This window comes from Paenibacillus sp. LRG-1, assembly GCF_057220305.1.
Genome location: NZ_CM170126.1, coordinates 5,447,917 through 5,463,199, shown reverse-complemented (window position 1 = coordinate 5,463,199; position 15,283 = coordinate 5,447,917). Strand labels below are relative to the sequence as shown.

The window sequence follows — 15,283 nt, the reverse complement described above, 5'->3', positions numbered from 1 at the left end:
TACTTGAAATGCTAGGATTGGAGTAGAACATTTGTGGACTTTCAAGCCGATATCATAGACCGAGTCATTAAAAATGCCATCCAGGTGATGGAGAACAGCAAATATCAGATGTTCGAAATATTGGACACGGCCCGGACCGAGCTGGTCACGTTAAATCAGGAGCTCCAGAGCGTCTTGAAGGAAACGGCAGAAACGATCGAAAAGGTGGACCAGCTGGAAATGAACTATCGGCGGTCCCGCATTCGGTTGACTGAGGTCAGCCGTGACTTCGTTCGCTATTCGGAAGAGGATATCAAGCAGGCTTATGAGAAGGCAACACAGCTTCAACTCGATGTGATGATTTTCCGTGAGAAGGAAATGTATCTCAAAGCCAGAAGAGATGATCTTCAAAAGCGGGCCAAAAGTGTCGAGGCTTCTGTCGAGCGTGCCGAAACCATCGGTTCGCAGATGGGGGTCGTGCTGGAATATTTGTCAGGCGAATTGGGACAAGTGACGCGGATCATCGAATCGGCCAAAAACCGGCAGTTTATTGGTCTGAAAATTATTTTAGCTCAGGAAGAGGAGCGCAAACGCATATCCCGTGAAATTCACGATGGACCTGCGCAGCTCCTTGCGCATCTAGTGCTTAGGACGGAAATTGTGGAAAGAATGATCGCCAAGCAGGAATTTAAGATGGTTCAGGACGAAATAGTAGACTTGAAGAAACAGGTTCGCTCCAGTCTTGAGGAAATGCGAAAGGTCATTTTCAATTTGCGTCCTATGGCCCTGGATGACCTGGGACTTATTCCGACGCTCCGGAAATATGTGCAGGATTTTGAAGAAAAAACGAAGATTAGATCGCTTTTTGAAACAAGGGGCAAGGAACACCGTCTCTCTTCCGCGATGGAAGCAGCCATTTACCGTCTGATCCAGGAAGCTTTGACCAACGCTGCCAAGCATGCTTATCCTACCTATGTGCTTGTTGAGATTACCTATCAGGCGCAGCTTGTAAAAATCGTGGTGCAGGATAATGGTTTGGGCTTCAAGCCAGAGCTTTTTCAGCAAAAAAGCAAAGATCATGGGCATTTTGGTCTGATTGGTATGCGGGAAAGGGTTGAACTGCTCGAGGGGAGAATGGAGATCGAATCAGCTGAGAATCAAGGCACCAAGATAGTGATTCATATCCCAACCAACGTGGAAAAGGGAAAGGAGTAACAACATGGAAAATCAGGAAATTAGCAATGCACCCATTAAAGTTCTCTTAGCGGACGATCATCAGTTGTTCCGTGAAGGACTTAAACGTATTTTGAATATGGAGGACGACATTGAGGTCATCGGAGAATGTGGCGACGGTATTCAAGTGTTGGAATTCTGTAACGTAGAGAAACCGGATATTGTTCTTATGGACATTAATATGCCAATTGAAAATGGTGTAGAGGCAACCGAAAAACTGCGTGAGATGTTCCCGGATGTCAAAGTTATCATTTTATCCATTCATGATGATGAAAGCTATGTATTCGAGACGTTGCGCAAGGGAGCCAATGGTTATTTGTTAAAAGATATGGAGGCCGAGTCCCTCATTAATGCAATTCGTTCGGTTCATGAAGGATATGCGTTTATCCATCCGAAGGTAACGGGTAAACTCATTCAGCAGCTTCGCCGGATGACCTACTTGAACGAAACAGGGGCTATGGCTGAAGGTCATACCAAGGAAGCCGGCGTGAAGTTTGTCGCAGGTGAAAATAATCCATTGACCCGTCGTGAAGCTGAAGTGCTGCGTCTGATGGCTGAAGGTAAGAGCAACAAGATGATCGGTGAATATTTATTCATTAGTGAGAAAACGGTCAAAAACCATGTCAGCAGCATTCTGCAAAAAATGGAGGTTGATGACCGTACACAAGCAGTTATTAACTCAATCAAATATGGATGGGTTACGCTGTAAAGTGTAGTTTTTCCATGCATTAGACGATGTAGCTGCTAATAGATATGAATGCTGTACCGCCTTTCTTTTGGAGCGATATGTCCGCTCATACGGAAACCCAGTACATAACCGTGACACCTCTTCCTGTTATACGGCATATATTGTCGCTATAGGAGGAGGTGGAACCCTCGTGACGGCTCACTTGGTTTGGATATTGCTTATATACGGTGTGGGAGCCGCAGTCGTTCATCTTATGTATATACGACAGGCGGTTCAGGCTTATCACAATGGTGAAGATTCACGCGCAATATCTCCGGGTCATCGTGCGACTCGCTATATTGTGATTACGTCCAATGACGGAGATCGTGTGGAATGGGTGATGCGTTCGCTGAACATACTTGCCTGGCTACACCGGAGGCCGCTACATGTGACAGTACTGGATGATGAATCTATGGACGATACGCTACCGATTCTGACACGGTTAGTGCGCTATAGTCATATGGATGTTTCAGTCATTTCAAGTCGTTTTTCACCGGGGAACCCGGTCTTACCGAAGTCAGGCGGTGAAAAGCAGGTTGTTATTGATCTTAGAACGGTCAAGTCGTTGGCGGACGCCCCACTTGTTCCTTAGCGACAGGGGATTGTGGACATCGTGGTCAAAATCGGATATAAATGTTTATAAACAGTTGCATAGGCAAGACGACAGGGATCTCATTGAGATCTACTTGATGTGAAGCACACTTCAGGCTATTAGCCATAGGAGTGTGCTTTTTTGCTGTTCTCTGGGGTGACAAGAACCGCAAAAATCATGAATGGGAGGAGAAGGGGAAGGTGAAAATTGCAGTATATGCAGTGAAGTATAAAGGGAATTGGACTCTCCGATTATCTGTGGATATTCGAGTAGATATGACATGGTGGATGAATCAAGATGAGGGACAAGAGAATGTTGTCGAAAGATGGGTGTTATTAGGAGATGAGCTTCCCTTGTCCTGGGGGACAAAGCTGTGCGAAACATTTAAGGAATTAGCAGATATGGAGCGATGGGGAAAACGGCAGTGGTGGGCTTATATTCTCGCACAGCTAAAAAGTGAACTGGCTCCTGAGCCTTTTGACGGAGAACGGATTTTATCTGGAGGAGTAGAAAATATATGCATTTGGGATGGTGGACAAGGGCGGACTTCTCGCACAGAAAGTAGGAATGAGGGACGAGAAACAAACGGAGGTTTACGTTCTATTCAAAAAAGGAGCCTCGTCACGGGAATTGATGGATTGGATAGGGAGTGTTTAACACGACAAGCGAATGAGCTGGTTAATTTGTTGTCAGGACGCCAGTTACTCGTTCCGGAAGCCGAAGCGCTACTGGCAGAGGCAGCGCCAGGTTTGGAGCGTACTTGGCGATCCGCTGCACAGCTTGCATATCTGCAAGGCCGACTCAGCTTTGCTGCTGGCCTCGCTCCAGCACCACGTACGCGATGGTCTGCCGCGCGTACGCATGAACTCCGCTGCAACCGTTGTGGCAGCGGGATAGTGTACCGCACGAGCTGTGCGTCGTGCGGACGTAAGGCGTGCGCTTACTGCGAGACATGTCTCGCGCTGGGGCGCAGCCGTGAATGCTCGCTGCTGCTGCGCGGTGCAGCGAAACCCGCCCTGCCACACACAGCAGGCACAGCCCCGGCGACGGAACTCGACCGCTGGAGGCTGAGCCCTGCACAGCGTGCCGCCGCCGAAGCGGCGCTGCGCTTTTTGGCCGCACCGCACGGCGAAGTGCAGGGACGTTTTCGCCCGGAAGGCCGTGGGCTCCGGGCGTTGTTCCGGCGCGACATGGTTGCGTGCCGGGGATCAGGTGCTGCCGCTTCGCAGGGCAGCCCCCTTGCCCGCAGCAGGCAGTCTTCGCAGAAACCTGGCGAAGGTGCAAGGTATAGCGCTGATCGGCAAGGGCACGTTATTACGGTAGAACGTTTTCTGCTCTGGGCTGTAACAGGCGCAGGCAAGACGGAAATGATGTTTCCGCTCTTGCAATATGTGTTGGACCACGGAGGGACGGCACTTGTGGCAACACCACGCCGCGATGTGGTACTTGAGTTAGCGCCTCGTTTGGCCATTGCTTTTCCCAATGTGAGCATGGTGACGCTCTATGGGGGGAGCGTAGAACGCTGGCAAAGGGGACAGCTGACACTGGCAACGACACACCAGCTATTGCGTTATCGTCAAGCCTTTGACTTGGTTGTGATTGACGAGATTGACGCGTTCCCTTATCACAATGATCCTATGCTTGCCTTTGCTGCACGAGCAGTATGTAAGCCGAAGGGAAAGTTTATCTATTTGTCTGCTACACCACCCCATGCTTTGCAGAAAGAGGCTGCACGCGGTCTACTGCCACACGCCAAGGTTCCCGTTCGTTTTCATCGTCATCCCCTACCTGTCCCATTTCGCCTGGGGACTGCTTCAGTGCAACATTGGCTGCAAAAAGGTCGGCTTCCCGCATCCTTTATTCAACGCCTACGCGTATCCATACAACGTGGAGCACAGGTTTTCCTGTTTGTGACACGAATCTCACATATTCAGGGACTTGTGGAGCTGCTGATTAAACAATTGCCTGATGTACCTATTGCTGGAACCTCCTCACAGGATGAAGAAAGAACCGCTAAAGTGCGCTTATTTCGAGCTACTGAAATACGAGTTCTGGTCACAACGACTATTTTGGAGCGAGGGGTGACTGTTCCACGGAGTGATGTGTATGTGTTAGACGCAGACAGCAGTCTTTTTGATGAAGCCTCTCTTGTCCAAATGGCTGGTCGCGCGGGAAGGTCCAAGGATGATCCATGCGGAGGTGTTATTTTTACATCGCCCCAATGGACTCGAGGCCAAAAGAGAGCGATTAGACAAATTAAACGAATGAATGCACTGGCTCGGAAAAAAGGGTACCTGAAGGAGGTGAAGCACTAAATGTATTAAATAAAAAAAGTTTTTTTGGAAATGTGAAACCTGAAACAATGTCAGTACGTAAACTACCAAGAAAGGTGCATTCTGGTATGGGGATGATTCCAAGAACCCGTCTATTTTTGAATTGGTTATTCCAACGTCAGTCCCAAACATGTATCGCTTGCGGCACTTTCACAGGACGTTTTTCTGAATTCTCTGGGATATGTACTTCTTGTTCGCTTCAAATTCCTTGGGTTTACAACATTCGTTGTGTTCATTGCGGACGTCCGACGTTTTGCCCGGATTGCGTAAAATTTGACCGATTAGTACGTTACTTTGTATGCAATCGGAGTGCAACCAGCTATACGCCGATGATGAGAGAATGGATTGGACAGTTCAAATATCGCGGGAATGAAAAGTATGGTTCCCTGCTGGGTGAGATCATGAATCGAGCCTATCAGGCGATGAGGTATGAGTTTGCAAGTCTTAAACATTCTCGTTTCAAGCGTTCTTTGTGGAGTGTGGATATAGTGACCTGTGTCCCGGTAAGTAAGAAGAGGCTGACAGAGCGAGGCTTCAATCAGGCTCGGATCTTGGCAGAAGAGATCGCTAGGCGGAATAATCTCCCCTTCCTATCATTACTTGCTCGTCCACAAGATACAGGCAAACAAAGCTTTAAATCAAAAAAGGAACGCATGAACACAATGAATAATGCGTTTTCTGTCCACCCCAATATGACAAATTTGCTGAAGTCTTTTATTTTAAAAGCTGAATCTCAATGTGTTACGAAGGATAAGCTTTCCGTTACCGTTTTGCTTGTAGATGATATTTATACAACGGGGAGCACATTGCAGGCGTGTGCACGTGTATTGAGAGAAAAGGCATTAGAGCAAGGAATACATTTGACTATTTTTTGCCTGACTTTAGCCAGATCATAAGTCCAAATCTCCAGTATTTCTCATGATTATTTTGCTTGAAACTATGAAAAAAGGGTATAATTCCCTTAATGGAAGAATTAGATGATAGAGCAGAAGCCATTTAAACCATACAATCAGCAGGATTTGACAACGAGCTAGAGAGAGGTATATAATAAAAGTATAGAGACAAACAAAAAGTAAGGAAGTGAGGGATGAAAACAGAATATTTCAATTTAGAGGTTGATTTTTTTGGAAAAGAGGAGTACAATTTCTATCTGTTGATAGCTAACATGATTGGTAATAAGTGATTAGCTAATGACTAAAGAGCGGACATTGGGAGTGTCTCGCTCAGTAGTAAAGCAGTTAATTAAAATTTAAAGCTAAAAAGAGGAGAGAAAAAATCATGAAAAACGTAATGAAAAAAGTAGCAGTATCTAGCATGTTGGCAGTTAGTTTAGGTGCAGTATCTTTGTTGAGTCCACTTGCAACAGGTCAAGTAATGGCAAAATCGAACTCTGACCAAATTAAGGATCAAGCTGAAGAACAACTGATCATCAAACAACAAGAAGAAGCCCAAAAAGCATTTGAAGCAAAACTTTTTGGAACTGAAACTACTGAAAATGCAGCAACTACAACACCAGCTCAACCAGCTACTGAGAACAATAATCAAGCAACAACCACAAAACCAACAACGACTACAACTGAAACACCAGCAGCTGTAAATACAATCACAGTAAATGTTCAAGAAGGCGACACACTGGCTTCTATTGCTGAAAAATACGGTGTAACTGTTGAAGAACTGGTTAAAATCAACAACCTGGTTAAAGTAGGGCAAGAACTGCAAGTACCGCAAACAAACACAAATAAATAATTATCATTATAACTGTACAATAAAATGTGTTTTTTAAACCAAGCGTTTGACTATAGTATACGGGAAGGCCTCTATTAAAACAATGCTTTTTTGAATAATTATTTGTGAAATAGCTTGTTTTTTTGGGCTGCAAATTTCCACTGGTGCATCTAGCTTGATTTAAGATAGGTTATAAGTTGAGATGATGTTAGGTCCATGAGATTTATGAATACCCACACTCCATGTGCGGAGCATTCGTATGGGCGCCGTTCCCCCGGATTTACAGGGCTTTCTTGATGTCATTCGGGGCACAGGTGAACATGAATTCTTCTGAGGATTGTTTCGCCCGGTTTTTCCCTCATCTTGATATTTAATTTCTACATTTACTCATATTCATATATAGCTATTTTAATTGTATAATGAAGCGCTATTCCCGAAAATAACTGGAATGGCGCTTATTTTATTTCTATCTAAAGTATGGAGCAATGTTTGACGATAAATAAACACATGCAATAGGCTGAACTATTAGCTTCCATGAGCTTTCTTTATTTTATGTCATTGCATATTGATGCATATAGATGTAGACAAACTTTTACTGATGGATCATTCTCTCTTATACTTTTTATATGATAGCTTATAAGATGTGCAATTGTGTAAAATCTGAAAATCTTTTTTGAAATATTTGCTAGACGAGGCTCTTCATTATAAGTTAATGTAAGGATAAAAGTAATTAAAGATCGGAAATTGGAAAGGGGCGCTACAGAGGATGAATTTGGATAACTGTCCTCGCTGTGGAAAGCTGTTTATTAAGAACGTCAGGGGAATCTGTCAGAACTGTATTAAGGAAATTGAATTTGAATACGAACGCTGTGTCAAACATATACGTGAAAATAAGGGCATTCATATGCATGAGCTTTCAGAGGCTACTGAGGTATCCGTAAAACAAATCACGACATTTATACGTGAGGGACGTATTTCCATTGCTAATGCGCCCAATATGACGTATCCTTGCGAGGTATGCGGGATACCGATTCGTGAAGGGCATATGTGCGATTCTTGTCGAACACGTCTGACTAAAGACCTGCATCAGGCTGTACGCGAAAGTAGTAATCAGGATCAAAGTAATAATATGGGCTCAGGTACCTACAGCGCGATTGATAAACTTCGTGGAAAGTAGTACAGGGGAATTAAAAACGCATTCAGCTATTCAAAAAGTTTCAAATACCGCCGATAATCTTTATAGAGCTTATCGGTTTTTTTATTTTTAGCAACCATGCACAAAATAAAGAAGTGAGGCATAATACGAACCATGTTCGACGCTATGTCGTCTGATACATTCTGACCATATCAAATAACTAAGGAAGGTGGAAGTTATGAAAATTAACGAGACCAACCGCATCGGAGCTATTAATCCATATCAGCGCAATATTGAAACAGGACGTCAAGAGGAACAAAAGAAATCCCGCCGCAAGGACGAGGTTTCCATTTCTCCGGAAGCAATGGAAATGCTGAACCGCAGCAGTGATGCAGACCGTGTTAAGAAAATTCAGGAGCTTAAGCAGCAAGTAGCTTCTGGTACTTATCGTGTGGATGCCGATAAAATTGCAGAGAAGCTGTTACCTTACTTCAAGCAGTCTTCTGAAAGCTAGGTGAAGGAATATGCCTTTAGATCGATTGATTGATGTGCTGGAGCAGCTTAGAGAGGCTCACGAGCAGTTGATTGCATTAGGAAATCAAAAAAAAGAAGCACTGATATCAAATAAGGTAGATCAGCTCATTCTAGTCATGAACCAGGAATCGAAGATGTCCAGACACATTGAACAGCTGGATGAGCGACGCCTGCAGGCAGCATATGAATTTTTGCAGGAACGTGGTATTAAGTCCAAGCTGAATCTTAATATTACGGAGTTGTCTCGTCTTGTGTTTGATGTAGAAGACAAGCAGCGCCTCCTTCACATTCAAAAAAATCTAGCGGATACGCTTGTAGAATTGAAAAAATTAAATGAGTTGAATCAACAGCTTATACAACAGGCGCTTTCCTATATTGATTTTTCTATTGAGAGTATGTCATATTATGCGGAATCTGAAGCGGTTTATCAGCGTCCAGCTGACAAAAGTACCTCTACTGTACGAGCGGGACTATTTGATACACGCGCCTAATTGAAGGAGGAAAATATGGTCTCAACATTTCATGGTATAGAAACAGCGAAAAGAAGCTTAAACACACAAACGGCAGCACTTAATACAACCGGACACAATATCTCAAATGCCAACACAGCTGGTTACTCAAGACAAGTGGTCAGTATGAAGGCCTCAGATTCTATGGAAGCCTACGGTTTGAATCGTTCCGTTGTAAGAGGTCAAATGGGTACAGGGGTTGAATTCACTGCTATTGAACGCGTCCGTCAGACGTTTTTGGACGATCAGTATCGTAATGAAAGTTCTTCTCAAGGTGGATGGGACATTCGCTATGACACACTGAACAAGCTGGAGACCATTATGAATGAGCCTTCGGATACAGGTATCCGTAAGGTCATGGATAATTTCTGGGATGCATGGTCCGATCTGAGCCAAGACCCTCAGGATGTCACGAATCGCAAAATTGTAAAAGAGACTACACTTGCTCTGACAGATGCGATGAACCAGGCTAGCAAGCAACTGGATGCACTCAGTTCTGATTTGACTACTAACGTTACATTAAAAACAAGCGAGATGAATTCGTTATTGCAGTCTGTAGCGGACTTGAATGGTAATATTTACAAGTTAGAACAACTTGGGGATAATCCGAATGACTTGCGTGATCAGCGGGATTATGCAGTTGATAAGTTGTCCAAGCTTGCGAATGTGCAGGTAACTCAGCTGGATAACGGTTATCAGGTAACGGTGGCAGGACAGATAGCTGTAGCAGGCACAGAGGTAACTGCTATTACGGCGGCTGGCCTTGAGGCTGCATATCAAGGTGGAGCGTTAACTGGTGGCGAAGTGTACGGTATGATTTTATCTAGAGATAAATATGTAGCAGATTACAAAACCCAAATGGACCAGTTAGCTAATACTTTGGCAAATGGTGATATTGAAATTACTTTACCCGCAGGTACAGTTCTACCTGAGGGAACGGTACTGAATTCAGGTGTCAACAATGCAGCAGTGACTTACTCGAATGCGAATAACAACAGAACCTTGACCGCGGATTTGAAAGTAACCGTACAAGGAATTAATGGACTCCATCAATTGGGATACACACTCAGTGGCACAACTCCAGAAAAGGGAGGAGTGTTTTTCACCTCGAAAGATGGAGCTGCTATTACAGCCGGTAACATTACGCTGAATAAGGATATTCAAGATGATCCCAATAAAATTGCCAGTTCTTTGCGTGTAGATGGAACGGGAACAGCTAATGAAAAGGTAACTGTAGGTAACAATGCTTTGGCATTGTCTATGGCGAGCCTGAAAAATGTGAAGTTTGGTTTTAATACAACTCAAGCGCAAACTACCACTGTAGATGACTTCTTCAGTGCAATTGTTGGGCAATTAGGTGTCCAAACTCAGGAAGCAGAGCGACAATCGCAGAATGCGCAGCTGTTGACTGAGCAAGTGGACTTGAACCGCCAATCCGTCAGCGGGGTGTCACTGGATGAAGAAATGTCGAACATGATCAAGTTTCAACATGCTTACAGTGCAGCTTCCCGGTTCATGACAACTTTTGATCAACTGTTGGACAAACTGATTAATGGTACAGGCCGCGTAGGTCTCTAGTATAATGAGAAGGTGGAGTAAGCCATGCCAATTCGAGTGACTTCAGGGATGACCAGTATGCAACTGCTCAGTAACCTGAATCGAAATAATAATAATATGGGTAAAATGGAGAATCAGATTTCGACTGGTCGTAAGCTGAATAAGCCTTCAGATGATCCGGTAGGGGTAACTTATGCGCTACGTTACAGAGCCGAGTTAGCTTCTAATGAACAATACAAGACAAACTCAGATGCTGCTGTTAGCTGGTTGGATTTCACTGATACAACCATGCAACAAGCCAGTGATGTAATGAAGCGTCTTAAAGAGTTGACAGTACAGGCTTCAAGTGAAACACTACCTCAATCCGGCTTGGATTCGATTAAGCTAGAAGTTGATCAGTTAAAAGAACAAATGATGAATATTGGTAACAGCCAGCTTCGTGGGAAGTATGTTTTTAATGGACAAAATTATGATCAGATGCCGTATCAGCTATCTGCTACGGTAACAAGTTATGATCAGATCAATCCAGATCAAGCCGCTGTCAGCTATGCAGTTGGAGACCAAGATGCATTTCGGGTAAATACGTCCGGTAGCGATTTTTTTGGGAAATCGACAGATGCTGATAATGTTTTTAAGGTCATGGATGCTATATCTTCTGCACTAAGCAGCGGAAATAGTACAGCAATATCGAGTCAGCTTTCAGGTATTGAGTCCCGCTTTACTAAAATGCAAACAAGTTTGTCTGAAGTGGGTGCACGTACGAATCGAGTTGAACTGATACAATCCCGTTTGGAAGAGCGGAATTTAAATTTGACGACACTTCAAGCTAAAACGGAAGATGCGGATGTTGCTAGTCTGATGATTCAAGCTACATCTGCCCAAACCATTTACGAAGCCGCCCTGAAATCATCAGCTAAAATCATGCAGCCATCCCTGATGGACTTTATGAGCTGATTTTTATCTTTGACATTTATAATTTGAAGCTATGGACGAGTGGTCCGTAGCTTTTTTGTTACTATATATAGGAGGAGTTACTTATGACCCCAGAACAGAAATTAGATGAAGAGAACCAAGATAAAAATACTAGTCTTTATGTGTTTCCGAAAGGAATACCAGGATTTGAACAACTTCGGGAATTTCAACTACAGGAGCATAATGAATTATTTAGTCTTTTCAGTGCAGTAGAGCAGCCAGCTACTATTTTTATTACCGTAAATCCATTTGATTTCTTTGAAGATTATGAATTTGAGTTATCCGATGATGCTCTAGAGGACATTGGGATTATAAGTCAGGAACAGATATCAGTACGATGTATTTGTACATGGAACAGTGATCAATCCAAAACAACAGTTAATTTGCTTGCGCCTTTAATTTTTAACATTGAACAGCAGACGGGAAAGCAAGTTGTTTTGCAAAATACGAACTATACAATTAAGCATCCCTTGTGGAATAAAATAGAGTCCAGCAAAGGCGGTGAATCCTAATGCTGGTATTAACACGTAAAAAGGGTGAATCCATTGTAATTCAGAATGATATCGTTATTACAGTTCTTTCTGTTGAAGGAGATACTGTGAAAATCGGTATTTCTGCCCCTAAGGATATCGATATTTATCGAAAAGAAGTCTTTGATGCTATTCAGCAAAATAACCAATTCGCTGTTATGGATTCCAATGCCATTCAAAGTGCTATGTTGGAGATGGAGAAGAGAAAGTCCTGATCCACCAATGATAGTAGTGCACATTCATTGAGAAAGGCCGACACGAGTAAAGTGTCGGCCTTTGTTTGGCTAGATTTTATGCTTATTTATCTGGAACAGTAATTGATATAATCATGTATTACCGCGTTTATCGGTAATACCGAAAATCTCCATCTGGTTATTGTTTGATGGCTTAAGTTAGGTAGGACAGGTTGGATTTGGGCAAGGTCATCACTATATAAAATGGTGATTTTAAATCGAAATAACCGAGTCGTAAACTTCTAAGAAAATATTTCAAAAAAAAGCTTGAATGCTATAAACAATTCTAGCTTAAGGGTCGATATATAGTTTAGAGCGGTAATTCTTCAGGGCGGCCGACCTGTGAAGACGCTTATACCACAAGGACGTGGGAATCAAACCATTTCAGGGAGGAAATTTAAAATGATTATCAATCACAACTTACCTGCAGTAAATACACACCGTAACATGCAATTGAACAACACGGCAGCAAGCAAAAATATGGAGAAATTGTCTTCAGGTCTGCGTATCAACCGTGCAGCTGACGATGCTGCTGGTCTCTCTATTTCCGAAAAAATGCGCGGTCAAATCCGTGGTCTGGAACAAGCACAACGTAACGTTCAAGACGGTATCTCTTTCGCACAAACAGCTGAAGGTGCAATGAACGAAGTATCCTCCATGCTGACTCGTATGAAAGAACTGAGCGTTCAACAATCCAATGATACTTACAGTGCTGGCGATAAATCCAACATCAAAGCAGAGCTTGGTCAATTGGGTGGTCAAATTGACGCAATCCTGTCCAACACTAAATTCAACGGTATTGCAATTTCCGGCGGAACAGGTGTTAAAATCCAAGCTGATGACGACAAGTTCGTAATTACTATCAAAGGTATCGATTCCACTGGATTCCGTGGTCTTACTTCTGGTGTAAGTTTGTCTCAAACAACAAATGCAATTGAAAAAGTTGCTAAGCAACGTGCTAACTTGGGTGCTATGCAAAACCGTCTGGAATATACTTCCAACAACTTGGGCACAACTGTAGAAAACCTGACAGCTTCCGAATCCCGTATTCGTGACACTGACATGGCAAAAGAAATGGTTGCTCTGTCCAAAAACAACATCTTGCTGCAAGCTTCCCAATCCATGCTGTCACAAGCAAACTCTGCGCCACAAGGCGTATTGTCGTTGCTTCGTTAATTTTAAACGACAGCCGTTACAAAAAAAGATCCTGCTTCTTGCAGGATCTTTTTTTGTTTTATTTTAGTTTTTTCGTAAATAATTGCACTCATTTACCGATATATAATGTATTAGCTTTTCAAATATAGAACGGTTTTATTGTGTCTAAAACTATGAATGGAGGTTATTCTATGGATTCGATGATCCCCCCTAGCACTGGGAATCTGTTGCCGGTTCAGCCATCAACAGGAATAAAACGTGAAGCCTTTTCAGATGCCGAAACAAATTATGTTGCTACACAAGATGCTGTCCGAACAACCAATAGAGGTGATACCGGTCAGAAGCAACCGACACATGAGGAAGCAGTTTTGGAGCTACAGAAAGTAATTGATGCTATACAAGGTCCACAGAAGACGTTTGAAATATCTGTGCATGAGAAGACGCATGCAATCATGATAAAAGTGATGAACAAGGAAACGGGTGATTTGATTCGTGAAGTACCTCCAGAAAAAATTTTGGATATAGCGGCTAGAATGATGGAGATTGCAGGAATCATTATCGATAAAAAAGTATAGGGGGATATACAATTATGGTAACTAGAATAAGCGGTCTTGCCTCTGGCATGGATATTGATGCAGTAGTAAAAAAGCTGATGACTGCTGAGCGTGTACCGCTCGATAAGCTGACTCAACAAAAGCAGCTAATGGAATGGAAACGAGAAAACTATCGTGAGTCCAGTACTAAAATTGTTTCATTTCTACAAGATAAACTGACGACATTAAGCCGTACTGCTTCAATGAATCCGCAGAAAGTAACAGTATCGGGAAATAGTGACGCGTTGACTGCATCGGCTTCATCGTCTGCCAGTGGAGTATTGGATATCTCGGTAACCAATCTCGCTACTGCCGCAAGATCTGTCTCAGACAGCTCATGGTCTGAAAAGGCAAGCACAGAGCTTGCCTTTGCCGATGGGGCAGCTCGTACGGTTCAGGTTGGTGGGGACACCATTGATGTGGATGCAAACGAAACCATTGAATCGTTTGTTAAAAAAATTAATGATAACAGTAAGACAGGAGTAACTGCCCTGTACGATCCCAAATCTGGTTTGTCATTAACTAGTAAGACTACGGGGTCGCAAACATTCAATATTGATTCTCAAATTAGTAGTGAATTTAAATTGTCTTCAACAAACGGAACGGATGCTGTGCTAAAGGTAAATGGACTTGAAGTCAAAAAGTCATCAAATAATTTTACCATTAATGGCATTGATATTACACTGAAGACAGCCGGTGGTGCTGCGACAAGAATCGAAGCTACCAAAGATACCGATAAGATTGTCGAAAATATTCAAAGCTTTGTCGATGCATATAATGATGTTCTCGCTACACTCAATGGCAAGGTTGGTGAGGAGAGATATAAAAAATACGCCCCGCTTACGACGGAACAAAGAGCCGCTATGAGTGATGATGAAGCCAAGCTCTGGACAACCAAGGCCAAGAGTGGCATGCTTAGAAACGATCCTATCCTGCAGGATACATTATCTGAAATGCGTAGTGCTATGATTCAAGGTGTAGACATCGGCAGAGTTGATGCAAATGGTAAGAATATGCCCTTAATGATGTCTGAACTTGGAATTACTACAGGCACTTATGATACGAAAGGTAAGCTTATTCTAGATGCAGACAAATTGCGCGCAGCGGTAGAAAAAGATCCAGATGTTATCTCGAATTTTTTTGGGAAACAGGATCCAAGCACGGCGCTAACTAATAAATATACACAGCAAGACGGTATTCTTGCTAAACTTAAAAAGATTTCGAATACCTCACTTCAAAGAATGGCCGATACAGCTGGTACTTCAAAAGTGAGTAAGGATCTAACAGCTTCATTTATTACTACGAGCACAATGGGAGAGCAATTGTCGAGCCTGGACCGTCGAATTAGTGACATGACTAGTCGACTAACGATGATTGAAACTAACTATTACAAAAAATTCACTGCGATGGAGACGGCAATCAGCAAGTATAATAGTACATCTTCGAGTCTTACAGGCATGTCGTCATAAAGGAGGT

At 43.1% G+C, this 15,283-nt stretch carries 16 protein-coding genes; all 16 read left to right on the top strand.

All coding sequences use genetic code 11. The features are described from left to right. The first annotated feature begins 33 nt into the window (after nucleotides 1-33). The 16 genes from ACUUJN_RS24200 to fliD all read left to right on the top strand — a co-directional run bounded on the left by ACUUJN_RS24200 (nucleotide 34) and on the right by fliD (nucleotide 15,276). Nucleotides 34-1,194 carry a sensor histidine kinase gene (locus ACUUJN_RS24200; RefSeq protein ID WP_013312293.1) on the top strand — a complete coding sequence of 387 codons (1,161 nt, stop codon included), beginning with the start codon at nucleotides 34-36 and terminating at the stop codon, nucleotides 1,192-1,194. A 4-nt stretch (nucleotides 1,195-1,198) separates the two neighbouring features. Continuing rightward, the gene (locus ACUUJN_RS24195) at nucleotides 1,199-1,921 is read left to right on the top strand and encodes a response regulator (protein WP_007432713.1); all 723 of its coding nucleotides are present in this window, start codon (nucleotides 1,199-1,201) and stop codon (nucleotides 1,919-1,921) included. A gap of 169 nt (nucleotides 1,922-2,090) precedes the next feature. Next, nucleotides 2,091-2,531 (top strand): hypothetical protein, encoded by a 441-nt coding sequence (locus ACUUJN_RS24190; protein ID WP_025719114.1) that lies wholly within the window; start codon nucleotides 2,091-2,093, stop codon nucleotides 2,529-2,531. A 200-nt stretch (nucleotides 2,532-2,731) separates the two neighbouring features. Continuing rightward, complete coding sequence (locus tag ACUUJN_RS24185) at nucleotides 2,732-4,846, top strand: helicase-related protein (protein WP_484669004.1); 2,115 nt, start codon at nucleotides 2,732-2,734, stop codon at nucleotides 4,844-4,846. A gap of 419 nt (nucleotides 4,847-5,265) precedes the next feature. Beyond that, nucleotides 5,266-5,760, top strand: a complete 495-nt coding sequence (locus ACUUJN_RS24180; protein ID WP_258043382.1) for a ComF family protein — start codon at nucleotides 5,266-5,268, stop codon at nucleotides 5,758-5,760. Between the two features lie 382 nt (nucleotides 5,761-6,142). Then, on the top strand, nucleotides 6,143-6,610 hold the full coding sequence (locus ACUUJN_RS24175) for a LysM peptidoglycan-binding domain-containing protein (protein WP_028542157.1): 468 nt from the start codon (nucleotides 6,143-6,145) through the stop codon (nucleotides 6,608-6,610). A 745-nt stretch (nucleotides 6,611-7,355) separates the two neighbouring features. Beyond that, on the top strand, nucleotides 7,356-7,766 hold the full coding sequence (locus tag ACUUJN_RS24170) for a TIGR03826 family flagellar region protein (RefSeq protein ID WP_023990675.1): 411 nt from the start codon (nucleotides 7,356-7,358) through the stop codon (nucleotides 7,764-7,766). 196 nt (nucleotides 7,767-7,962) lie between these two features. Beyond that, nucleotides 7,963-8,238, top strand: a complete 276-nt coding sequence (gene flgM, locus ACUUJN_RS24165) for a flagellar biosynthesis anti-sigma factor FlgM (RefSeq protein WP_013312286.1) — start codon at nucleotides 7,963-7,965, stop codon at nucleotides 8,236-8,238. 10 nt (nucleotides 8,239-8,248) lie between these two features. Further along, complete coding sequence (locus ACUUJN_RS24160; protein WP_068938901.1) at nucleotides 8,249-8,749, top strand: flagellar protein FlgN; 501 nt, start codon at nucleotides 8,249-8,251, stop codon at nucleotides 8,747-8,749. 15 nt (nucleotides 8,750-8,764) lie between these two features. After that, nucleotides 8,765-10,345, top strand: a complete 1,581-nt coding sequence (gene flgK / locus ACUUJN_RS24155; protein ID WP_076294042.1) for a flagellar hook-associated protein FlgK — start codon at nucleotides 8,765-8,767, stop codon at nucleotides 10,343-10,345. 24 nt (nucleotides 10,346-10,369) lie between these two features. Continuing rightward, nucleotides 10,370-11,278 (top strand): flagellar hook-associated protein FlgL, encoded by a 909-nt coding sequence (gene flgL / locus ACUUJN_RS24150; protein ID WP_053326246.1) that lies wholly within the window; start codon nucleotides 10,370-10,372, stop codon nucleotides 11,276-11,278. A gap of 83 nt (nucleotides 11,279-11,361) precedes the next feature. Further along, nucleotides 11,362-11,808, top strand: coding sequence for a flagellar assembly protein FliW (locus ACUUJN_RS24145; protein ID WP_053326245.1), 447 nt, complete (start codon nucleotides 11,362-11,364; stop codon nucleotides 11,806-11,808). Continuing rightward, nucleotides 11,808-12,041, top strand: a complete 234-nt coding sequence (gene csrA, locus ACUUJN_RS24140) for a carbon storage regulator CsrA (RefSeq protein ID WP_341162932.1) — start codon at nucleotides 11,808-11,810, stop codon at nucleotides 12,039-12,041. Before ACUUJN_RS24145 ends, csrA begins: the two co-directional genes overlap by 1 nt. Nucleotides 12,042-12,461: 420 nt before the next feature. Next, nucleotides 12,462-13,235 carry a flagellin N-terminal helical domain-containing protein gene (locus tag ACUUJN_RS24135; protein ID WP_322158809.1) on the top strand — a complete coding sequence of 258 codons (774 nt, stop codon included), beginning with the start codon at nucleotides 12,462-12,464 and terminating at the stop codon, nucleotides 13,233-13,235. A 170-nt stretch (nucleotides 13,236-13,405) separates the two neighbouring features. Next, complete coding sequence (locus ACUUJN_RS24130) at nucleotides 13,406-13,789, top strand: flagellar protein FlaG (protein ID WP_339201042.1); 384 nt, start codon at nucleotides 13,406-13,408, stop codon at nucleotides 13,787-13,789. Nucleotides 13,790-13,803: 14 nt separating this feature from the next. Then, the gene (gene fliD, locus ACUUJN_RS24125) at nucleotides 13,804-15,276 is read left to right on the top strand and encodes a flagellar filament capping protein FliD (protein WP_339201041.1); all 1,473 of its coding nucleotides are present in this window, start codon (nucleotides 13,804-13,806) and stop codon (nucleotides 15,274-15,276) included. Nucleotides 15,277-15,283 lie beyond the last annotated feature (7 nt).

Bases quoted from the DNA above. Each gene is read 5' to 3' on its own strand.
- ACUUJN_RS24195 (WP_007432713.1), top strand. From the start codon at position 1,199: ATGGAAAATCAGGAAATTAGCAATGCACCCATTAAAGTTCTCTTAGCG.
- ACUUJN_RS24180 (WP_258043382.1), top strand. From the start codon at position 5,266: ATGAATCGAGCCTATCAGGCGATGAGGTATGAGTTTGCAAGTCTTAAA.
- ACUUJN_RS24175 (WP_028542157.1), top strand. From the start codon at position 6,143: ATGAAAAACGTAATGAAAAAAGTAGCAGTATCTAGCATGTTGGCAGTT.
- ACUUJN_RS24170 (WP_023990675.1), top strand. From the start codon at position 7,356: ATGAATTTGGATAACTGTCCTCGCTGTGGAAAGCTGTTTATTAAGAAC.
- flgM (WP_013312286.1), top strand. From the start codon at position 7,963: ATGAAAATTAACGAGACCAACCGCATCGGAGCTATTAATCCATATCAG.
- ACUUJN_RS24160 (WP_068938901.1), top strand. From the start codon at position 8,249: ATGCCTTTAGATCGATTGATTGATGTGCTGGAGCAGCTTAGAGAGGCT.
- flgK (WP_076294042.1), top strand. From the start codon at position 8,765: ATGGTCTCAACATTTCATGGTATAGAAACAGCGAAAAGAAGCTTAAAC.
- flgL (WP_053326246.1), top strand. From the start codon at position 10,370: ATGCCAATTCGAGTGACTTCAGGGATGACCAGTATGCAACTGCTCAGT.
- ACUUJN_RS24145 (WP_053326245.1), top strand. From the start codon at position 11,362: ATGACCCCAGAACAGAAATTAGATGAAGAGAACCAAGATAAAAATACT.
- csrA (WP_341162932.1), top strand. From the start codon at position 11,808: ATGCTGGTATTAACACGTAAAAAGGGTGAATCCATTGTAATTCAGAAT.
- ACUUJN_RS24135 (WP_322158809.1), top strand. From the start codon at position 12,462: ATGATTATCAATCACAACTTACCTGCAGTAAATACACACCGTAACATG.
- ACUUJN_RS24130 (WP_339201042.1), top strand. From the start codon at position 13,406: ATGGATTCGATGATCCCCCCTAGCACTGGGAATCTGTTGCCGGTTCAG.
- fliD (WP_339201041.1), top strand. From the start codon at position 13,804: ATGGTAACTAGAATAAGCGGTCTTGCCTCTGGCATGGATATTGATGCA.